The organism is Sphingobium sp. L-44 (assembly GCF_056859495.1).
Genome location: NZ_JBSXOQ010000043.1, coordinates 1 through 20,655, shown reverse-complemented (window position 1 = coordinate 20,655; position 20,655 = coordinate 1). Strand labels below are relative to the sequence as shown.

General features: G+C 60.7%; 17 protein-coding genes. 5 read left to right on the top strand and 12 right to left on the bottom strand.

The genetic code is table 11. The features are described from left to right. Positions 1-94: 94 nt before the first annotated feature. Positions 95-433 carry a cyclic nucleotide-binding domain-containing protein gene (locus AC13EK_RS03410; RefSeq protein ID WP_483022027.1) on the bottom strand — a complete coding sequence of 113 codons (339 nt, stop codon included), beginning with the start codon at positions 431-433 and terminating at the stop codon, positions 95-97. A gap of 200 nt (positions 434-633) precedes the next feature. On the opposite strand from AC13EK_RS03410, the gene AC13EK_RS03405 reads away from it, so the two are divergent. The 3 genes from AC13EK_RS03405 to AC13EK_RS03395 are packed head-to-tail and all read left to right on the top strand — an operon-like array spanning position 634 to position 3,662. Next, on the top strand, positions 634-2,829 hold the full coding sequence (locus tag AC13EK_RS03405; protein WP_423286415.1) for a catalase: 2,196 nt from the start codon (positions 634-636) through the stop codon (positions 2,827-2,829). After that, positions 2,826-3,455, top strand: a complete 630-nt coding sequence (locus AC13EK_RS03400) for an ankyrin repeat domain-containing protein (protein ID WP_483022026.1) — start codon at positions 2,826-2,828, stop codon at positions 3,453-3,455. Before AC13EK_RS03405 ends, AC13EK_RS03400 begins: the two co-directional genes overlap by 4 nt. A gap of 24 nt (positions 3,456-3,479) precedes the next feature. Then, entirely contained in the window at positions 3,480-3,662 is a 183-nt protein-coding gene (locus AC13EK_RS03395; protein ID WP_063975903.1) for a hypothetical protein, read from the top strand. 64 nt (positions 3,663-3,726) lie between these two features. On the opposite strand, the gene AC13EK_RS03390 is transcribed toward AC13EK_RS03395, so the two are convergent. The 5 genes from AC13EK_RS03390 to AC13EK_RS03370 form a co-directional block, all read right to left on the bottom strand. Then, positions 3,727-3,900, bottom strand: coding sequence for a helix-hairpin-helix domain-containing protein (locus tag AC13EK_RS03390; RefSeq protein ID WP_277788564.1), 174 nt, complete (start codon positions 3,898-3,900; stop codon positions 3,727-3,729). 12 nt (positions 3,901-3,912) lie between these two features. Continuing rightward, positions 3,913-4,410: a nucleoside deaminase gene (locus tag AC13EK_RS03385; protein ID WP_125989765.1), complete on the bottom strand. Its 498-nt coding sequence runs from the start codon at positions 4,408-4,410 to the stop codon at positions 3,913-3,915. Between the two features lie 71 nt (positions 4,411-4,481). Further along, positions 4,482-5,375 (bottom strand): SDR family oxidoreductase, encoded by an 894-nt coding sequence (locus AC13EK_RS03380; protein WP_063975901.1) that lies wholly within the window; start codon positions 5,373-5,375, stop codon positions 4,482-4,484. After that, positions 5,372-7,231 (bottom strand): glycoside hydrolase family 15 protein, encoded by a 1,860-nt coding sequence (locus tag AC13EK_RS03375; protein WP_483022025.1) that lies wholly within the window; start codon positions 7,229-7,231, stop codon positions 5,372-5,374. Before AC13EK_RS03375 ends, AC13EK_RS03380 begins: the two co-directional genes overlap by 4 nt. Next, on the bottom strand, positions 7,228-8,229 hold the full coding sequence (locus tag AC13EK_RS03370; RefSeq protein WP_063975899.1) for an SDR family oxidoreductase: 1,002 nt from the start codon (positions 8,227-8,229) through the stop codon (positions 7,228-7,230). Before AC13EK_RS03370 ends, AC13EK_RS03375 begins: the two co-directional genes overlap by 4 nt. A 299-nt stretch (positions 8,230-8,528) precedes the next feature. Between AC13EK_RS03370 and AC13EK_RS03365 the strand changes: the two genes are divergently transcribed. Then, the gene (locus tag AC13EK_RS03365; protein WP_063975898.1) at positions 8,529-8,975 is read left to right on the top strand and encodes a PA2169 family four-helix-bundle protein; all 447 of its coding nucleotides are present in this window, start codon (positions 8,529-8,531) and stop codon (positions 8,973-8,975) included. Between the two features lie 561 nt (positions 8,976-9,536). Here AC13EK_RS03365 and AC13EK_RS03360 read toward each other — a convergent pair. From AC13EK_RS03360 to AC13EK_RS03335, 6 genes are all read right to left on the bottom strand, one after another. Then, entirely contained in the window at positions 9,537-9,851 is a 315-nt protein-coding gene (locus tag AC13EK_RS03360) for a hypothetical protein (RefSeq protein WP_125989763.1), read from the bottom strand. Positions 9,852-9,917: 66 nt separating this feature from the next. Further along, positions 9,918-12,311: a malto-oligosyltrehalose synthase gene (gene treY, locus AC13EK_RS03355; protein ID WP_423286404.1), complete on the bottom strand. Its 2,394-nt coding sequence runs from the start codon at positions 12,309-12,311 to the stop codon at positions 9,918-9,920. Further along, complete coding sequence (locus tag AC13EK_RS03350) at positions 12,308-14,083, bottom strand: 4-alpha-glucanotransferase (RefSeq protein WP_423286401.1); 1,776 nt, start codon at positions 14,081-14,083, stop codon at positions 12,308-12,310. Before AC13EK_RS03350 ends, treY begins: the two co-directional genes overlap by 4 nt. Beyond that, the gene (treZ, locus tag AC13EK_RS03345; RefSeq protein ID WP_423286398.1) at positions 14,080-15,783 is read right to left on the bottom strand and encodes a malto-oligosyltrehalose trehalohydrolase; all 1,704 of its coding nucleotides are present in this window, start codon (positions 15,781-15,783) and stop codon (positions 14,080-14,082) included. The genes AC13EK_RS03350 and treZ overlap by 4 nt, the downstream gene beginning before the upstream one ends. Then, complete coding sequence (glgX, locus tag AC13EK_RS03340) at positions 15,780-17,885, bottom strand: glycogen debranching protein GlgX (protein WP_483022024.1); 2,106 nt, start codon at positions 17,883-17,885, stop codon at positions 15,780-15,782. Before glgX ends, treZ begins: the two co-directional genes overlap by 4 nt. Before the next feature lie 46 nt (positions 17,886-17,931). After that, on the bottom strand, positions 17,932-18,258 hold the full coding sequence (locus tag AC13EK_RS03335) for a DUF2934 domain-containing protein (protein ID WP_202906983.1): 327 nt from the start codon (positions 18,256-18,258) through the stop codon (positions 17,932-17,934). A gap of 43 nt (positions 18,259-18,301) precedes the next feature. Here AC13EK_RS03335 and amyA point away from each other — a divergent pair, with 43 nt between their 5' ends. Next, a complete protein-coding gene (amyA, locus tag AC13EK_RS03330) occupies positions 18,302-19,792 on the top strand; it encodes an alpha-amylase (protein WP_125989759.1) in 1,491 nt (496 codons plus the stop codon). The last annotated feature ends 863 nt before the right edge of the window (positions 19,793-20,655 follow it).

Below are 20,655 nucleotides of genomic sequence, written 5' to 3'. Positions count from 1 at the left end.
GCCCTCAGGCGCCACGGGTTTTTCGAGGTGTCCAGATCGAAGAAACCCGGCTGCCCTGCCATCATCGCCTCCGCTATCGCGCAAAGGCAGTGAATCACTTCAGGCCCTCAGGCGCCACGGGTTTTTCGAGGTGTCCAGCTGTGAGCGTCCCAATAGAATGATCCAGTTCGCGCATCGGGTAGGCGTGAAGATCAATAAACTCCCCTGGCACATGTATCGCAACAAGTTGCCGCAACCCTTTCCTGTCATCGATATACCGGGAAATAATCCCTTCCAAAAGGAAGGTGCTGACCGAGACATTTTCCCCTGCTTCAATAATCGTCTGGCGCGAATTGACTGACCGAATTTCACTTATCGCGCCTTCCAGCAACGATCTCTCCTCCAAGGTGAGTTCGACACCGCGCCGATTTACGAGAAAGCGATCTAGAAACATGCTTGGGGAAAGGCTCTTCTGAAGGATGGACCTGCCAGCTAAACTGCGCAAGGCGGCGTGCGATCCCGCTCCTTTTGAACAATCGCTATGATGAATGTTAACACAGACCTCTGCTTTGAAACCTCGTCCGCATGGGTTGGTTACGAGAAGCGGGGCATGGAACTCATGCCGCCCTACACCGGTAATTAGGAACCCATGCGATGGCAAAATCCCCTTCGCGCGGCGTTAAGGCGCCCGCTGCTAACAAGCGCAAATCCGCAAGCACCGCAGCGGGCGTGGAAGCCCATCTGGAAGGATTTGATACTCAGATCGGGTCCGGTGGTGAAGTGCATCAGCTAGCCAAGGATGACGTGCTTACGACCCAGCAGGGTGTGCCTATCTCGGACGATCAGAACAGCCTGAAGCTCGGCGAACGCGGCCCGACGCTACTGGAGGATTTCATCCTTCGCGAAAAGATATTTCATTTCGATCATGAGCGCATCCCCGAGCGCGTGGTCCATGCTCGCGGATTTGGCGCGCATGGCACCTTTACGCTGAAGGAAAGCCTGGAAGAGTTCACGGTCGCCAAGGTGCTGACCGAAGTCGGCGAGCAGACGCCGATGTTCGTTCGCTTCTCGACAGTGGCGGGTAACAAAGGATCGGCTGATCTCGCCCGGGATGTACGCGGCTTCGCGGCGAAATTTTATACCAAGGAGGGCAACTGGGATATTGTCGGAAACAACATCCCGGTCTTTTTCATCCAGGACGCAATCAAATTCCCCGACCTCGTCCATGCAGCAAAACAGGAGCCGGACCGCGGCTTTCCTCAGGCTCAGACGGCGCACGATAATTTCTGGGATTTTATCAGCCTCACCCCGGAGTCCATGCACATGGTGATGTGGATCATGTCGGATCGAACCATACCGCGCTCGTTCCGGTTTATGGAGGGGTTCGGTGTTCACACCTTCCGTCTGATCGATGCTGACGGAAATGGCAGCTACGTCAAATTCCATTTCAAGCCCAAGCTTGGCTTGCAATCAGTGATGTGGAACGAGGCCGTCAAAATCAATGGTGCCGATCCTGATTTCCATCGGCGCGACCTCTGGGATGCTATCACCATGGGGACGCCGCCGGAATGGGATCTGGGTGTTCAGATTTTCGATGACGCCTTCGCGGACGAATTCGCGTTCGACATCCTCGATTCCACCAAGCTTATTCCTGAAGAACAGGTGCCGGTGAGGATTATCGGGAGCTTCGTCCTCGACCGAGTGGTCGACAACTTCTTCGCGGAAACCGAGCAAGTCGCTTATTGCACCCAGAATGTCGTGCCCGGCATAGGGTTTACGAATGATCCGTTATTGCACGGGCGGAACTTCTCGTATCTCGACACGCAGTTGAAGCGTTTAGGCAGTCCGAATTTTACGCATATCCCTATCAATGCGCCGCATGCGTCAGTCAGCAATTTCCAGCAGGATGGGCATATGGCGATGCGTAATCCCAAGGGGCGCGTCAATTACGAGCCTAATAGCTGGGCGTCATCGCCCACCGATCCTCGAGAAGATCCACAAACCGGCTATCGCCATTTCGCTGCCGAAGAAAGCGGGCGCAAGGCACAGGTGCGCTCGCCCTCATTTGCCGATCATTATAGCCAGGCGCGGCAGTTTTTCATCAGCCAGACGCCGATCGAGCAAAAGCATATCGGCGACGCGTTGGTCTTCGAACTCTCCAAGGTTGAGCGTGCAGACATTCGTGAACGCATCGTTGCTCATCTGCGAAATATCGACGAGACGCTCGCTACCGTCGTTGGCGGCGGGCTGGGGCTTTCCGAGCTCCCTCAAGCGTTCCCGGCAACAGTCGAAACCCGTCAGGATCTGCCGCCGTCTGACGCCCTTAGCATCGTCAAGAACGCGCCAAAAAGCTTCGAAGGGCGTAAGCTGGGCATCCTAGTCAGCGATGGGGCGCCCGCCGCGCTGATCAACGCCTTCATCGAAACCTTGGGTAGACTACCAGCGGTGTATGAAATTGTGGCACCCAAGATTGGAGGTGCTGTCCTCGATGACGGCACTCTGATAGAAGCAAAGCAGAAAGTCGATGGTGGACCATCGATCCTTTACGACGCCGTAGCCGTGATCCTGTCGCCAGACGGGGCGGCTATGCTAGCCAGCGATAAGACGGCCAAGGATTTTGTCAGCGATGCATTTGGACACGGCAAGTTCATCGCCTGCAATGCCGATGCCCTGCCGTTACTCGATGCTGCTGGGGTGTCGGAAAAGGACCGCGATGATGGTGTTGTCACGGTCGCGAACGCCAAGGACGCCAAGGCATTTGTTGCTCTGTGCGGCGAAGTGCGTTTCTGGGAGCGCGAGTTCAATGTAGACCTGGATGCGGCCGGTTTCCTTCAGGCGAATAAAGCATGAGCTCGCTGGAAGAAGCGGGGGGGGCCTCTCCGCCGCTTCCGCCTCCGGAGCGTTTGCAGCAATTGCTATTCGACGCTGCCCGACTGGGCCGCGATGATATGATAACTGCACTTTTGCAGGCAGGCGCAGACGTTGAAGCAGTCGATGATCGCGGCCATAGCGCGCTCATTCTGGCAAGCTATCATGGTCATGGGACGACGACCGACCTGCTATTGAGCTTGGGTGCTGCACCGGATGGCAAGGATACAATTTCAGGAAATTCTGCGCTGATGGGAGTGGCATTCAAAGGCTACGACCATATCGCTCAGGCGCTAATCACAGCAGGGGCTGACCCTAACCGTACAAATCGCGCCGGTCAGACCGCACTGATGATGGCGGCTATGTTTGGACGCGTGTCCGTTATCGACTTGCTGCTGGAAGCAGGCGCTGACTTGCATTGCAGAGACTTGGAAGGAAATGATGCAGCGGCAATAGCGCGCTCCCAAGGTCAGGCTGAGATGGCAGAGCGCCTCTCTGCCCCTGAGCGCGTCTTACGATCGTGCGGCAATGCCGCTGCGGTTGGCAATCTCAGCTGCAGTTCTAGGGTGATTACACCGGAACCCTGTGGTCCACTCAAGGTTATGTAAATATCATCTCGATAGGAGAGCTATATGAGCATCGAAGGCAAGGCCAAGGAGGCTGCGGGTTTCGTCAAGGAAGAGATGAACGAGCACGGCGACACGCCCGAAGCGAAGAAGAAGGCCCAAGAAGGCCGTGATCTTCGCAACGAAGGTCGTATCGAGGACGGCAAGGCCCCCAAGACGACCGAGCCGGGCACCGGCGCCAAGGAATAAGGCTCCTACGAGTTTCAGAACGCCGCCCTTCTAGGGGCGGCGTTTTTGTATCTGCCGCTGCTTTCTAAAGAGTCAGTAGGTTATCTAGCCCATCGGCATTGCCAGCCATCCCTGGCACCTCTTCAAGTTGCCGCAACGCCGTAAAATTGCCCCGATCCTCGCGGTAGCGAACGATCTCGAAACCATGCCCCTTAGGCTGCGGGACATCATCCAGTTCCTCAGCCGTCGCGGTATTCACATTTGACCTGCGTCATAGGTTGGCCTGCTCCTCCTCTGATAGATCGGCTTCAGGTGGATAATAAAGCGCCGCGCATTCCTTGCGCAGGCAGCCTCCTTCAATGACGATGTCATCCCGATAGGCGTCAGCGATGAACGCCAGCGTATCGACATGTCGGGCTTCGAAATACATTTCATGCACGTCGTCGCGCCCTGCGCCATAAACAACCCTTCCTACCTTGGACCAGATCGATGCCATTGTACACATCCCGCATGGCTGCAGTGTGGAGTAGAGCGTAGCGCCGCGCAGCTCCATTTCGCCGCTGTCCTCGCACCCCCGTCGGATCGCCATCATCTCGGCGTGGGCCGTAGCGTCTGGCAACTCCTCGGTCTGGTTGCGTTCGCCTGCGATGATCTTGCCATCGAGGACGATTACGCACCCCAAGGGCGATGTGGATGGGTCCGAGCCTTTGGACCGCGCGATCTCGATCGCTTTGCGCATCCATGCTTCGTCGTCTTCTGCCTGTGACAATGAACCCTCCTCAATCGTGTGCAGTGAAGTGCAGGGGCACAAGGCATCGCTCTGAGCCCCTGCAAGGGCCGTCAGGCAACGCCAGCGCCGCCAGTGGCCCCAAACACCTCACCGGTGATATAGCTGCCTTCCTGGCCTGCCAGCAGCACGTAGATCGGTGCGATCTCGACGGGCTGGCCAGGGCGCCCGAACGGGGTCTGTTCACCAAACTTCATCACTGCGTCCTGTGGCTGTCCGCCAGAGGATTGCAGCACGGTCCAGAATGGCCCCGGCGCCACGACATTGGCGCGAATGCCTTTTTCCATAAGCTGCTTGGACAGTGCCTTGGTGTAAGCGACGATCCCGGCCTTGGTGGTCGCATAGTCCAGCAGGATTGCGGAAGGGTCATAAGCCTGGATCGAAGCGGTCGTGATGACCGATGCGCCGGCGGGCAAGTGCGGCACCGCCGCCTGCGCGATCCAGTGCATCGCATAGAGGTTGGTCTTCAACGTCTTGTCGAAGTCCTCCGACGACACCTCCGAAATGTCCTCGCGGTACTGCTGTCGGCCCGCATTGATGACGAGGATGTCGAGCCCGCCGAGCTTATCGACCGCCTGCGCGACGAGATCGCGGCACCAGTCCTCGTTGGTGACGTCACCGGGCAGGTCTATCGCAGTGCGCCCTTCGGCCTCGATGAGCTGGATCACCTCGGCTGCATCGGCCGCTTCGCTCGGAAGATAGGAGATGGCGACGTCCGCACCTTCGCGGGCATAGGCGATAGCGGCAGCGCGGCCGATGCCGCTGTCGCCACCGGTGATGAGAGCCTTACGGCCTTCGAGCTTGCCGGAACCCTGATAGCTCGTTTCCCCATGATCGGGCACCGGGTCCATCTTGCCGGCTTCGCCGGGCACAGGCTGAGGCTGACGGGGGAAGGGCGGCTGCGGATATTGCGTGCGCGGATCCTGCATCGTGAGGCGATTGCTCATTGGTGAACTCCTTGGGTTGGGGATTTTTTTTCGCAGTCCGCTTCGTCCGTCAGGACGGCAGCGGCCATGATATGGGCGAGATGGCTGAGGCCCTGCGGCATGTTGCCAAGAAATCCGCGGCTCTTCGGGTCGATCATTTCAGCCAGAATGCCGTGGCCATGGGCAAGGCCGGTCTTCAGGCGTTCCATACGCGCGCGCGCTTCGGCCCGTTCGCCCAGAAGCGCCCAGGCTTCCGCCATCCAGAATGAACAGGCAAGGAAACAGCCTTCCTCTTTGTCCATGCCGGTGTAGCGATAGTGGAACTCGCCAGCACCTCGCTCCCTGTCGATTGCAGTCAGTGTCGCGCGCAGGCGCTCATGGCCGTCAAAGCCAAAGCGCACCGCCAGCGCCACGGATGCATCGAGCTTGTCGCTGCCGGGGTACATGGTGAATGCCTGTCTGGCTTCCGACCAGCAGTGCTCCTCGACCCATTGATAGATCCGGTCGCGCTCGCGCGCCCAGCGTTCACGGCAAGTGGTCGGTAGCTGTCCCCCATCGGCCAGTTCGACCGCACGCGCGAGCGCCTGCCAGCAACTGATCTTCGACATGGTGTAATGCTGCTCATCCTCCAGCTCCCACATGCCGGCATCGGGCATTCGCCAGCTGTCGGCGCATTCGTCGGCGAGGTGGGAAAGAAGTTCGGCGCTGGCACTGTCGAGGATGTTGCCACAGCCGACAAAGCGGCTCGCCGTCTCGAAAATGTCACCATAGACGCCGTGCTGTCGCTGATCGGTCGCCTGATTGCCGGTAATGACGGGGGTCGAACCGCGATAGCCCGGCATGTGCCATCGCTGCTCGACGGGGACGGGCTTGCCATTAAGGGTATAGCAGACGCGTGCGCCATGCGTGCGAAGCTGGTTGATAAGCCAAGTGAAGGCCGCCTTCGCCTCGGCTTCGGCATTGGCGGCGAGGAAGGCTTCGATCGTATAGCCCGCATCGCGTACCCAGGCGTAGCGATAATCCCAGTTTTTGGCCCCCCCGATACCTTCGGGGAGCGAGGTGGTGGCAGCGGCGGCGATGGCGCCCGATGGGGAATAGAGCAGCAGCTTCAGCGCCAGCGCGCTGCGCAGGAATGCGTCCCGATCCCGGCCATCATAGGAAACGGTGCTGCACCAGTCGCGCCATTCCTGATCGGCGATGTCGATACGCGCATCGATCTGCTCGATGCCGGGGGCCACAAGTGGCTCATCGGCGCCCGCCACGATGGCGACGGTCCGCCTGTCGCCAGTGCTGACCGTGATCGAGCCGGTAATGCCTTCGTCCGACCATTCGCAGGCAATGTCATCGCTCTGGATGAAGAGGCCCAGCACCCGGTCGACATGGAAGACCGTGTGCTTCCCGATCTTGGAATGATAGGGGTTAACGGTATCGCCGCGCCGCCCTGGCCGCATCATCAAAGCGAACGTGACGCTGCCGTCCAGCCCATCGATGCGCCGCGCCAGTTCAGCCCAAGGGAGGCGACCGGCATGGCCGCTATTGAGGGATTCGGTGAGTTTCGCGCGCCCATGCTGGGTCTTGAAGATCGTTTCGAGGACATTGCTGTTATCGCGATACCGCCGCTCGACGGTGTAGGGCTCGTCCGGCTCGATGCTGAAGACGCCGCCATTCTCACTGTCGAGCAATCGATCGAACAGCGGCGGCGAGTCCATATTAGGCACGCACCACCAGTCGATGGCTCCGTCTATGCAGGACAACGCAACGGAGCGGCCGTCGCCCAGCGCTCCATATTGTTCGAGTGGCAAATAGCCGTTGGAACGTTGGCTCAGTGGAGCGGGTTCGCTGGAGGCCGGACGCAGATTGTCGAGTAGCGCCTTCAACGCAGGAGCCTCCCAAACCCGCGAGAAAGGCCAAGTCCAGCTATCGCACCAAGACCGAGTAATGCGCCGGTCGCAGTCATTTTGAGAATGTCGCGGTGACGCGATGTGAAAAACTCGGCCCGGGTATCGATCACGCGATCCTTCGCATCACCATCGATCAGGGCCGGTCCTGTGACAGCCTCGTCGAGATTACCCTCGCGTGGTCCCATCGGCGCACCAAGCTGGGCTGTAACCATCTCAGCTGCCTTGCGATCGGAATAGGCGGGCGCAATACGCTGGCCCAGCGCCATCATCGCCGTCGTGCGCCCGACCCAGACCTCGCGCTGCGGATTCTCGACCGTCGCCCATACCGCTTCGGCGCAAAGCCGCGGATCGAAAAGGGGATCAGGAATGACTTGCTCATGGCCTGATCGGTTGCGGGACCATCCGGGCTGCGGCGTGTTGACGCCGGGCAGATAGACGACGCTGAGCGCGATCGGGGACGCCTCGTCGATCAGTTCGGCCCGCAGGGAATCGGTGAAGCCGGTGACGGCAGCCTTGGCACCGCAATAGGCCGCCTGAAGGGGGGCAGGGCGGATTGCGAGGCCAGAAGAAATCTGGACGATCGTACCTTTACCTGCGCTGCGCATATGCCGCAGCGCCGCCAGTGTCCCATAAACCTGTGATAAGTAGGTTGTCGCAGTGACACGCTGATATTCGGCAGAGCTAATTGCACCGGCGCGGGCGATGACGGTCGACATGGCGTTGTTGACCCAGGCGTCGATGCCACCAAGTTCGGTGGCTAAACGATCAGCAGCGGCATCGACGGCGTCGGGATCGGCTAAATCTGCACGCAGAGCAACTACTTTCCCGCCATGCGCTTCCAGCAGGCGCTTGGCACCTTCGAGACGCTCGGGTTGGCGCGCGATGAGGCCGACCTGCCAACCGCCCTTTGCAAAGCGCTCGGCGATAGCGAGACCTATTCCGGCGCTGGCGCCGGTGACAATGACGGACTGCATTAAAAGCCTTTCCGGTTCAGCAGAACGGAAAAGCGCCCGCCCGCATTGTGGCTAAGCTTCAAGAATGCGGCGCGCCGCATAAGGTTCGACGCGGAAGCAAAGAAATCAGGCGTCGGCAAGCCCGTTTGAACAGCCCACGCGCCTCATGCCAGACAGACGCACAGTTGATCGACGCGCCCAAAATCTTCCCGGAAACAATTCTTCGTAATCGAGTTTAATGATCGCTGAAACGCGGCCTCGACCATGCTTGAGGCAAGCTAATCATATCAGATTTCCATCCAAGCTCGCAGGAGAAATCAATGTCCACCGATCATGACATCAAGACGCTCAATTCGCTGATCGAGACGGTCATCGACAGCGCGGACGGCTATTCCGAAGCGGCGAAGGCTTCCGACACTTCGCGCTTCACGCCGATCTTTCTGCGTCGCGGCAGCGAGCGCCAGGCCCTGACCACTAAGCTGCAAGGCGAAGTGCGCGCACTGGGCGGTACGCCGGAAGATGACGGCACGCTTCTGGCAGGCGCGCATCGCCTCTTCCTCAACCTGCGCAATTCAATGTCGAGCGACGACGTGGCGATTGTCGATCAGGTCGAAGCCGGCGAAGATCACATCAAGCACAAGTTCGAAGACGCAATCCGCGACACGGAAGTCAGCCCGGCGGTCAAAGCGATCATCGAGGATGCCTATGTGACTGTGAAGGCCGGTCATGACGAAATTCGCGACCTGAAGCACTCGCTGCACGACTGATCTCGGCTATACCGTACAAATAGGAGGGGCATGGCGGTTTCGCCATGCTCCTTCTTTTACGCGGCAAATATTGCGCAGAAAATAAGCGAGGTTGCGTTCAGTTTGGCCGTTAGACGAATGTCCGGTTCGGCGCCCCATCGCGGGGATAGCTGAGCGGCAAACATCTCTGTATCTGCGCTCCAAACGCGACAGTCGCCTACCGGCCAGTCTTAAACATCCAGAATGGGGAAAGCTGCCTCTCTGCATCTGGGGACGCGAAACTGATGGCTAAGCGCGTCCACAAGCGGTCGTTTTTTGGCGGGAATGCGCCAGTTCAAATCGGTCGCAGCGTTCCGAGAAAGTCTCCAAGAAATCGGGCCTCCAGCTGCAATGTGGGTGATCTTTGAATCTCGAGAGGGGCGGCGCTAGTCAGTATGTGACTGTCGAGCCGCACCTATTGCGGTGATTTTCGGACTATGGAGGGATGGTGAGCCGCCTGCAGATTTCCGGTCGCATGCGGCGGGCTAGGAGGTCAGATGACTAGCGCAGCGATCCTGACCTTCACCGTTAGGAAACGAAATTTCACGCAGCGACGCCGCTCGTCAGCCCGATCCCGTCGACCTGTTGAAGGAGGGCAACACAGTTCTCAAAGCTGGACGAGGCCACATACACGTGACTGCCATCTGCGTGGCGGATGCTGAGTTCCCAAAGCATGTCAGTCGAAATGCAAAGTCGGCGCGCTTCGTCATTCTCGAACTGGACAGTCTCACCCCGGCGCTCCCGGTCCAGAAGATGCCGCGCCACGGTTGTTCGCATATCACGATGGGCGTTACAGCGGATCTCGATAGTATCGACGCGGTTGGCAAACCATTGCAACGTGCGGGATTCAAATACCACGAGCGTCTCCAGTCAAGGAAGGCTGAGCAGCCAATGAGACGCGCGGTCTGGCTCCTTGTTCCACAATTATTCGAAACCTTTATCGAGATTAATAAGAAAGGGTTCATGGGCAAATAATCGGTGGGCGGGGACGATCTCGTCGAGCACAAGATGCGTATCGCGCCACCATTCAGCTGGAGGCAGATCGCCAGTGGCGGCAACTGTGGCTGCCGCGCGGATCATGAAGGCGCACGTCAGTCGCACATCGCGATGGCTGCGTGTGAAGCCAAGAACGTGGCCGGCCCGTGGTCCTTCGACCAGCACGGGCTTGTAAGTTCCGGACGCGAACAGTTCGGGATTGTCGCGGCGCATCGACAAAAGCCGATGAACAAGCTGCAGCTTACCGTTTCCGCCGACGTCGCGCATTGCGAGCAGTGCTTTGCGTCGGGCATAATCTACAGCCCGTCGATTGTCAGGGTCGACGAGGCTGAAATCTTCCAGTTCACATCCCTGATAGATGTCAGGGACGCCTGGCAGGCAGAATTTGAGCGTCGTCTGAACCAGACTGTTGATCCGCGAAGCAAGCGCCATTTGCTTGACGAACTGCGCCAAGTTGCTCGCGAAATTCTGGTTGGCCAGCAGATTGGAAACCAGCCGGGCCGCCTTCTTCTCATAATCAAGATCCGGATCCTCCCAGCTTGATCGTAGGCGGGTCTCTCGCAGCGATTTCTGCTGCCAGGCGAGGATACGCTCCTCGAAGCGGGGGGACGTGCCTTCATCTGACCAAGCACCGAACAAGGTTTGGAAAAGCTGATAGCGATCGGCGGGATGGACGTTAGGCCCGCACTCATCGGCAACAACGTTCCATTGCTGGACGCGGTCCGCCCACAGTTCGGGAATAGCGCTCAGGGTGGCGATGCGCGCGCGACTATCCTCGCCCCGCTTATGGTCGTGGGTCGCGGTTGCCAGCATCGCGCCTGGAAAATCGCGCGCGCGGTCCATCACCCGGCGGTGGAATTCGGCTGGCGAGATCGCAAACTGCTCGGGCGCCGATCCGACCTCGTTGGCCGACAGGAGAGGCGCTCGGCGATAAAAGGCGGTGTCCTCGACCCCTTTGGCTGCGATGGGCGCCGAGAGCTGCTGGAACTTGCGAACGGCCTCGGCAGCAAAATCTGCGCTGCCGGGGCCGTCGCCCGCAAGCCAGGCAAGGATTTGCCGGGCCACCGGTCCTTCGCCCGGCGCCAGCTGCGACCGCGCTGCTTCCCATGCGTCCGCCCGCGCAACCGCATCGCTATCGGGAGCAGAGCGCCCGTCGCCATAGGTGCGATAAACCGGAAAAGCCTGCAACAGGCAGGCGATCGCTCGGCGGAGCATTGGCGCCGTCCATGCTTCGATCATGGACTGGCCGCTGCTCGAGGCAAGCCTCCCAAATTCTTCCACGCAGGCGGCCAACTGCGCCTCGAACTGCCAGTCGAGCATGTCGCGCTTCGCCTGTCGGACTACCTTCTGCGGATCGGCATGATCGGCATCGAGCGCCACCCAGAGGCGTGCGAGCGGCGCCTCGCCTACAGGGTCGTGCAGCAGGGCCATGATATCGCGCATGAAATCATAGCCGGTCGTCCCGTCTACACCCCAGTCTGTGGCGAGAGCTTCCTGCGCGCCGAGAATCTTCTCAATCAGGATGATGGCGCCGGGACGTATGGCAGCCATGCGGGCGCGGAGCTTGCGGCAATAGCCCGCCGGATCGGATAGACCATCGACATGGTCGATCCGCAGACCGTCGATCAGGCCCTGGCGATACAGGCGGAAGTATAGCGCATGGGTGGCTTCGAAAACGGACAGCTCCTCGACCTTGAGGCCGGCCAGTTCGTTGATGGAAAAGAAGCGGCGCCAGTTCAGCAGGTCGTTGGCGGCGCGCCAATGGACGAGAGCGTAATGCTGAGCATGGGCGATCGTCGATACATCGCCTTCCAGCGGCCCATCCGGGCGTAGGGGCAGCTTCTGCTCTCCATAGAGGAGGAGATGTGCTTCGCCCTCCGATCCCAAGACCAGATCACCCTGCGCGATGACGTCAGCCAACGGGGCTCCCAATATCGGCAGGATCAAAGGCCCATTCCAGTCGATATCGAAGTAGCCGGCGTAGGAGCTGGCACGGCCCAGCCGCAGAATATCGTTCCACCATGGGTTCTCGCCGCCCGCCACGCCCATATGGTTGGGAACGATGTCGATGATGATGCCCATGTCATGGGCACGCAGGGCTGTGACGAGGCTGCGGAAGCCGTCCTCGCCGCCCAGTTCGGGATTGATCCGGGTCGGGTCGACGACATCATAGCCATGCGTAGAGCCGCTGCGCGCGGTCGTGATCGGCGATGCATAAAGGTGACTGATGCCCAGATCCGCCAGATAGGGGACAATCGCCTCGGCTGCTTTGAAAGGAAAATCCTTCGTCAACTGCACCCGATAAGTCGCGCGCGGCGTCATGGCTGCTCCTCCTGCAACAGGGCGGCTGCCGGACGGATCTTGTTCAGGCAGGCGATGCGCCGCTGAACCGCAGGCTCGGCCAGCAGAGCGTCGATCGGTGCCGGGAGGCGGCGACGCCAGTTGGGATGCTCGGTTGTGGTGCCAGGAAGGTTGGGCTGTTCGACAAGACCGGCCAGATCCTCCATGGGTACCAGCAGGAGCGGCGAAGCTGACCCGGCCAGAAAGCTTAAGGCCCGCTCGATCACGGGCGTCGGATCGTCGTCGCTCGGCTGCGGCGCTCCCGATCCGATGGCCTGCCACAGCTTACTACGTGCCTTGGCGCGTTCCGCCTGAGTCTCTCCACCTCGATTGAGCGTGCGGTTCCAATCCAGGTCGCGGCCGGTCCACCAGCCGGCGATTGTCGCGATATCATGGGTGCCGCTCATGGCGACGGATCCTGGAGGATAGGCGGAGGCGCCGAGAAATCCCTTATCGTCGCGTGTAAAGGGGAGGACGGTCATGCCGTAAATGCCCGCCTCTCCCAGCGCCTCGCTAAAGCCGGGCGGCCGGGTGCCCAGATCTTCGGCGATGACGATCGCGTCGGCGCGCCAGGCCTCCAGCTTCAACAGGCGCAGCAGGTCGTTGAACGGATAAGTGAGATAGGCCCCCTCGCTCGCCGGACGGCCCTGCGGGATCACCCAGAGCCGCTGAAGACCGAAGGCGTGGTCGATGCGAATGCCGCCGCCTTGCGGCAGATTAGCCCGCAGCATAGCGATGAAGGGGGCAAATTCCCGATCGGCGAGACCTTGCGGACTGTAGCTGGTGAGGCCCCAGTCCTGTCCCTGTGGCCCAAGTGGGTCGGGCGGTGCACCGATGCGCAGTCCCTGCAGGAATAGGCCGGGATCACCACGCGCTTCCTCGCCCTGCGGATCGACGCCGACCGCAAGATCGGCGATGATGCCGATAGCCATGCCAGCATCCCGCGCGGCGCGCTGGACGGCGTCGAGCCCGGCCCGCGACCGCTTCTGGACGAAATGTTCGAAGCCTCCCGCCTCACTTGGCACCACATCATCCTGTGCGCTGCGCGCGATCGCCTCCTCAAGAGCGGCCAGCCTGGCCGGGCCGGCGACGTCCCAGTCGATCAGAGCTGCCGAGGGCGACACGCCGGCTGTCTCAAGTGGGGCAAACAGCGCATTGAGCGCAATCCTGCTCGACGGCGAGTAGGGTGCGAAACGGCCCGGGTCGGCCAGCGACAGCGCATGGACCGGGCTCAGCGCCACAGCATCCGCACCACATGCCCCCAGCTGTGCCACTGCCTCGGCCAGCAGGCCAAAATCACCAAAGTCCTTGTCGTCGCCGCGCAGCGACGGGATCTGGATCGTGACGCCCCAGCCGCGTCTTTTTATGGCCGGGCAACGGACAGGGGCTGCCGCAAGAAGGATGCTACCGTCATCATAGACCGCGCGGTAGTAGCCGGGGCGCGAGAAGCCGCGCTCCGCGTCGATTTCGATCACCTCGCCCGTGTCGGTTCGAAGCGTGCGTACGCCCTCGGGCAGGGCGAGCGGTTCCCCGCAATCCACTGTGATGAGGGCAGGGCGGGCCGAACGCCGCTCGTGAAGCGCCGCGCGCGCGATGGTGATGGCTGCCTCGTCCCCATTTCCGAGCCCCAACCCCAGCGCAGACAGGATTTCCCGCAGGCTCTCGTCGCTCACCTGTCGCTCCTCGCCATCCGCGTCTGTCCAGAGGCGGGCTATGCCCGCTTCCTGCGCAAGCTGATGGAGCAGCGTCATCATGGCAGATCGATCCAGACGGCGCAGCTGGGAGGGCCACCTGGCGTTCCAGCCGAAAATGCCGGCTTCTCTCGTCTGGAACAATCGACCGGCAGATCGCCAAGATTGAGAAGGATGGAAAGCAGACGCCCGTCGCCGAGCCGCCATAGCGCCTGTACAGCGCTTTGGGTCAGCACGGTCGCTTCAAGCGCGTGCGCGCCAGCGATTCCCGGCACGATCGCGCGGTGGCGCAGTGTCAGAAGCGTTTGGTAGAAGCGGCGCCATTCGGCCGCGTCAGGCCCCTCCACTATCCGACCCACGTCGAAGGTTTTGTGGGCGTTGGGATCAGGAATGCGCGCGCGGGCGTCCTGCCTGGCGAAGGCGGCAAAGCTCTTGAACTCGCGGCGTCGGCCCTCGCGTACGGCATCGGCCAATTCGTCATGGAAATCGGTGAAGAAGAGGAAGGGGCTGGTCGCGCCGGCCTCCTCCCCCATGAAAAGCAGGGGGATGTGCGGCATGAGCAGCAGGAGCGTCGTCGCGGCCTTCAGCCGTTCCGGCGATGTCAGCGCGATCAGCCGCTCGCCCAGCGCACGATTGCCGGTCTGGTCGTGATTTTGAAGGAAGGCGATGAAGGCCGATGGGGGGAGATGGGCGCTAGGCGTCCCACGTAGCTTGCCCTGCTGATGGGGCGATGGATCACCCTGATAGATGAAGCCTTCCATAAGACATCGCGCGAGCCGGTGCGCCGGGCGCTCGGCGAAGTCCTCATAGTAGGCGTCACGCTCACCGGTCAAAAGGACGTGCATGACATTGTGGAAATCGTCATTCCACTGGGCATCATAGCGCATGGGCCCCAGGCGGCCGGCATCATTACGCTCATTTTCCAGCATCAGGTGGATGTGGCGCCCGGGCGTGGCGGCGCGAAGGTCGTGCGCCAGCGCGTCGAGGAACGCGTCGTCGCCGATCGCATGGACCGCATCGAAGCGCAGTCCATCGAAGCCATAGTCATTGAGCCACATCAGCGCATTTTCGCGGAAAAAGGCCGCGACCGGCGGACGATCGACCGCCACCGCGCCGCCCCAGGGCGTGTGGCGTTCGGCATGGAAGAAGGGCGCGGCATAGGCGCCCAGATAATTGCCGTCCGGGCCGAAATGGTTGTAGACGACGTCGAGGAAGATCATGAGACCCAGTTCATGCGCGGCGTCGATCAGGCCACGCAGGTCCGCAGGACTTCCATAGACCTCGGCCGGCGCAAAGGGCAGGACGCCATCATAGCCCCAGTTGCGCGATCCACTAAAAGCGTTGACGGGCATCAATTCGATCGCGGTGACGCCCATGGCGGCCAAAGCGGGCAGTCGGTCAGCCACTCCGGCGAATCCGCCGCACAGGCCGACATGCAGCTCATAGATGACGGCTTCTTCCCAGGGGCGACCCGTCCAGCCGGTGGCAGGCGGCGATATCGGGGTGACGACGCTCCAGCCGTGGACACCGCCAGCCTGGCGGCGCGACGCGGGATCAGGGACTGCAAGGTCGGGGGCAAGGCGGAAGCGATAATGGCTGTCCTCGCTGGCCCTGGTCTCAACACAGAACCAGCCATCATCAGCGGGCTCCATCGGCAAGGTCGCTCCGCCCTCGATTTCGAGCGACACGCTTTGTCGGTCGGGTGCCCAGAGAGCGAAACGCCAGCGTCCCCCACCGATGTCGGCCGGGCCCCATTGGATCATGGTCGCGGCCTTTCACCCAGCCAGCAAACCAGCACAGCGGAGTGGGCCTCGACCCGGTAATCGTCGCCGATCGCGAAGGGTTCCCGCTCCGGCTGCGCGCTGTCGATCAGCACTTGCCGCGGCGCCGAGGGAGCGGGGAGGGTGAAGTCGATGGGGTCTCCGCTCGCATTGAGGAGCAGTGTCAGCGCCTCGACTCGCCCATCCTCCAGCAGGGTCGCCCGCCGCATGACGAGCGCACGCCCGTCAGGGTTATCCCAGTCCTCCCGGGACAGTTGCTCCCCGCGCTCGTCCCACCATTCGATGTCGTTGATGCCGAACCCCGGAGAATTCTGCCCGTAGAGAAAGGTCGATGCGCGCAACACCGGATGAGCCTTGCGCAGGGCAATCAACCGCGCGGTGAAGGCGAAGAGGGCCTTGCCTTCCTCTCCCTCCATCAGCGACCAGTCGAGCCAGCTGATGTCATTATCCTGGCAATAGGCATTGTTATTGCCGCCCTGGCTGCGGCCAAACTCGTCGCCGGCCACGAGCATCGGCGTGCCGAGCGAGGCAAGCAAGGTCGTGAGCATCGCTCGCCTTACCCTGCCTCTCGTCGCGAGGATGGCCGGCTCGGGGGTCGGTCCTTCCGCGCCCCAGTTGCGCGAAAGATTATTGTCATGGCCGTCGCGATTATCCTCGCCATTGGCCTCGTTGTGCCGCTCTTCATAGGAGACGAGGTCAGCGAGCGTGTAGCCATCATGGCTGGTGAGAAAATTGACGCTTGCCCAAGGGCGACGCGCACGACGATCAAACAGGTCGCCCGATCCTGAAAGCCGGGCGGCGAGATCGGCGCGCTGCCCGGGATCGCCTCGCCAGAAGCGCCGCGCGGTATCGCGATATTTGTCGTTCCATTCGGCAAATCCGGGCGGGAAATTACCGAGCTGATAGCCGCCCATGCCCACGTCCCATGGCTCGGTGATAAGCTTGAGGCGACCAAGGATCGGATCCTGGCGCAGCACGTCGAAGAGACCGGCATTGGGGTCGAAGCCATGATCCGTACGGCCAAGCGTCAGCCCCAGATCGAAGCGGAAACCGTCTACTCCGAAGCTGGTTGCCCAGTATCGCAGCGAGTCGGCCACCATCTGGATCACGCGAGCATGAGTGAGCTTGAAGGTGTTGCCGGTGCCGGTGTCATTGAGGCAGTAGCGCGGATCGTCGGGCAACAGCCGGTAATAGGTCGCATTGTCGATGCCACGCCATGACAATGTCGGGCCAAGCTCGCTGCCCTCGCAGCTATGATTATAGACGACATCGAGGATCACCTCGATCCCGGCCGCGTGCAGGCGCCGCACTGCGACGCGAAACTCGTCATGGCTATCGCTGGAAAAATAGCCTGGCTCGGGCGCGAAGAAGCTCAGACTGTTATAGCCCCAATAATTACGAAGGCCTTTTTCCAGCAGGAAGCGATCCTGCGTGAAGGCATGGATCGGCATCAACTCGAGCGTCGTGATGCCCAGCCGCTTCATATGGTCGATGACCCTGGGATGGGCGAGCGCCGCAAAGGTGCCGCGCTCCTGCGCGGGGGCCGCCTCCAGCAGCTTGGTCAGGCCCTTGGCATGCGCTTCATAAATCACTGTTTCCGACCAGGGAACGTTCGGGCAGACATCGCGCGACCGGTCGAAACTGTCGTGAGTGACCACAGCCTTGGGCATGGCACTGGCACTGTCGCGTCTGTCGAATCCCAGATCCCTGCGCCGGCCGCGGACCGGATAGCCGTGCAGCACATCATTCCATCTGATGGCGCCAGACAGCCGTCGGGCATAGGGATCGAGCAGCAGCTTGTTGGGATTGAAGCGATGGCCCTGTTCGGGGGCGTAAGGGCCATGGACGCGATAGCCATAGAGGAGGCCCGGCCGTGCGTCGGGCAGGTAGCCGTGCCAGACCTCATCGGTACATTCGGGCAAGGTCAGCCGTGCGATTTCCTTGCGGCCTCCGGGATCGAACAGGCAAAGTTCGATCCGATCGGCATTGGCTGAAAAAATGGCGAAGTTGACGCCAAGCCCGTCAAAACTTGCGCCAAGAGGATAGGGTGATCCGCTCTCGAGGCGGTCAGGATGCTGGCTCAATGCGGCTCGGTCCTGTCATGGCGGGGGCGGGCGAGAACCAACGGGGTCAGACCGTCGGTTTGGGCACTTTCGGCCTGGTCAGCGCCTTTGCCGCTGCTCCTGTCGCAGCGGGAGGGGGAAGCTCGGCCAACTTGTCGACCTGCGCCACTTCCTCGGCCGCCTGACGCCAATGTTCTTCGGCAAGCCCCTCAGGATGACCCTGCGCTTCCCAGATGGCATGTGCCCGTACCCGAATGCGGTCGTCTAGATTATCCTGCACGCAGTCCTCCATCCGATACCGCAATGCGCGGCCAGCGATAAACGCGCAGGAAGCCCAATGGATGCAGCGACTGATCCAGATCAGCGAGAATTTTTGTTGCGCTGCAACCGGCATAACTTTGGCTCGTTGAGCGGCGGCCTCCGTTCAAGGATTTGCCATGGCTCCGCGCACGCTGCTTCAATTCTTTCACTGGTATTATCCCGCCGATGGCTCGCTCTGGAATGAAGTGGTCAAGGCCTCTTGCGAGCTTGCTGCAATGGGCGTGACGGATGTCTGGCTACCGCCAGCCTACAAGGGCGCATCCGGACAGCAGTCGGTGGGCTATGACAGCTACGACCTTTTCGACCTTGGCGAGTTCGACCAGAAGGGAGCGATCGCGACCCGCTATGGCGATCGGACCGGATTTGAAGGCGCGACGAAGGCCCTGCGTGACGCCGGTATCGGCGTGATCCTCGATGTTGTCTTCAATCACAAGATTGGCGCGGACGAAGTCGAGCCTGTGCGCGTACGCCGGGCCAACCCAGACGATCGCAACCAGTTCGAGGACGAGGCTTTCGAGGCTCATGCCTGGACGCGCTTCACCTTCCCGGGCCGACAGGGCCAATATTCAGAATTCGTGTGGGACAGCAGATGTTTCACCGGCGTCGATCATGTCGAGCAGCCGGACGAGGATGGCGTTTTCCGCCTGGTGAACGAATATGGCGATGGAGAATGGCATGACGAGGTCGACGGCGAGAATGGCAATTATGACTATCTGATGGGCGCCGACGTCGAGTTCCGGAATCAAGCCGTTTATGAGGAGCTGAAATATTGGGGGCGCTGGATCGCCGAGCAGGTGCCCTGCAACGGATTTCGTCTGGACGCGGCGAAGCATATACCCGCCTGGTTCTTTCGCGACTGGGTTGGCCATATGCGCGAGAGTGTCGATCCCGAGCTTTTTGTGGTCGCGGAATATTGGCACCCCGACATGGCGGCGCTTGGCCAATATCTTGAGCAAGTCGACCGGCAGCTGATGCTGTTCGATGTAGCGCTACATCACCGCTTTCGCGAGGCGTCACGCGCCGGTGGCGACTTTGACCTTCGCACCCTTTTCGACGACACGCTTGTCGCTGCGATGCCAGACCATGCCGTGACGATCGTCGGCAATCATGACACGCAGCCTTTGCAGGCACTGGAGGCGCCGGTCGAAGACTGGTTCAAGCCGCACGCCTATGCTCTGATCCTCATGCGCGAGCAGGGGACGCCCTGTCTCTTCCATCCCGACCTTTATGGCGCGCGCTACAGCGACACAGGGAGCGACGGCAAGGTGCATGACATAATGATTGCTCCTGTTGATTGTCTGCCACGGTTAGTCCAGGCGCGGCAGCGCTTCGCTCATGGCGCGCAGACGGACATTTTTGACGACCCGTACTGCCTTATAGTCGTGCGGCATGGCACTCATGAGCAAGCGGGCGCCATCCTCATTCTTACCAACCGTGACACCATGGAAAAGACGGTGGAACTGGGTCGCGATCATGCCGACGCTGCCTTTGTCGACTATCTTGGGCATTGCGACGAAGAGCGTGTCGCGGACGGGGAGGGGCGATTGACGGTGCGGGTGGCGCCGGGGTCCGTTAGCTTGTGGGTACGCAGCGACGTGCACGGCTGATCGCTCGACTGGCTGCATTCGGCTTCGCATTTCGCGGTAAGGAGCTAAATAGCGGGGACGTGGAAGCGTCGAGCCCAGCCTCATCAGACCGTCATGAGGTAAGTAGCTTCGATCTTTGAGGTCATGGTCGGAGGCGTTAACGGTGGTGATTTTGTGACCTATTGCCGAAGTTTCGGAAAGGGTAATACGTTCATCACCTATTCAGGATAACAGCCTCGCCTATGGCCGCAGTTTATCAAAGCCGGTTGCTTCGAACTTTCGCCGAAACAATTCGTCGACGATCGCTTGTTGCTCGGGGGTGAGGTTTGCAGGGTCAACGATTGCGGATCGTCCATCGACCAATTTTATCGTCTGTCATGGGCAATGCGATGGCCGCACAGCCGAGATGGTCTTGCATTCGATTAGCAGTGGTCGCGCACAGCGCTGTGCGGAGAGGTTGTCACCTGGCGTGATTATCAAGATGGCTTGTTTTGCGGCGGTAAAGTGGCTGCTTCATCAACCGGCATGCCTTTGCGTACTCGGTACATGAACGCACTCATGGAGATGCGATTGTGTCGTGCAACGAACAATGCACATCGGCCATCGGCCATTCTCAGTTCTCGGAGTTTCCTGACCATTAAATCGTTGAACTATCCGGCCGAATTTTGGGTCCAACTGAGTAGCCCCTAGACCGTATGTTCGTGCGGTGAAGTTGGCCCGCCCTCGGAGTAAGCAGGAAACGGGGTTAGCGTCCGCGCTCGTGGTGTAATTTCCGGTGTAGATTGAGGTGATCGCATGGGGTTGGGCATGCCCAACCCCATGCGATTTCGAACTCGGTGGCCACCGGGCTCATCGGTAAGGTGGAGTTACCACACGTCACACGC

Excerpts from the sequence above, each read along its gene's own strand:
- AC13EK_RS03410 (WP_483022027.1), bottom strand. The coding sequence starts at position 433 with ATGTTTCTAGATCGCTTTCTCGTAAATCGGCGCGGTGTCGAACTCACC.
- AC13EK_RS03405 (WP_423286415.1), top strand. The coding sequence starts at position 634 with ATGGCAAAATCCCCTTCGCGCGGCGTTAAGGCGCCCGCTGCTAACAAG.
- AC13EK_RS03400 (WP_483022026.1), top strand. The coding sequence starts at position 2,826 with ATGAGCTCGCTGGAAGAAGCGGGGGGGGCCTCTCCGCCGCTTCCGCCT.
- AC13EK_RS03395 (WP_063975903.1), top strand. The coding sequence starts at position 3,480 with ATGAGCATCGAAGGCAAGGCCAAGGAGGCTGCGGGTTTCGTCAAGGAA.
- AC13EK_RS03380 (WP_063975901.1), bottom strand. The coding sequence starts at position 5,375 with ATGAGCAATCGCCTCACGATGCAGGATCCGCGCACGCAATATCCGCAG.
- AC13EK_RS03370 (WP_063975899.1), bottom strand. The coding sequence starts at position 8,229 with ATGCAGTCCGTCATTGTCACCGGCGCCAGCGCCGGAATAGGTCTCGCT.
- AC13EK_RS03365 (WP_063975898.1), top strand. The coding sequence starts at position 8,529 with ATGTCCACCGATCATGACATCAAGACGCTCAATTCGCTGATCGAGACG.
- treY (WP_423286404.1), bottom strand. The coding sequence starts at position 12,311 with ATGACGCCGCGCGCGACTTATCGGGTGCAGTTGACGAAGGATTTTCCT.
- AC13EK_RS03350 (WP_423286401.1), bottom strand. The coding sequence starts at position 14,083 with ATGATGACGCTGCTCCATCAGCTTGCGCAGGAAGCGGGCATAGCCCGC.
- treZ (WP_423286398.1), bottom strand. The coding sequence starts at position 15,783 with ATGATCCAATGGGGCCCGGCCGACATCGGTGGGGGACGCTGGCGTTTC.
- AC13EK_RS03335 (WP_202906983.1), bottom strand. The coding sequence starts at position 18,258 with ATGCCGGTTGCAGCGCAACAAAAATTCTCGCTGATCTGGATCAGTCGC.
- amyA (WP_125989759.1), top strand. The coding sequence starts at position 18,302 with ATGGCTCCGCGCACGCTGCTTCAATTCTTTCACTGGTATTATCCCGCC.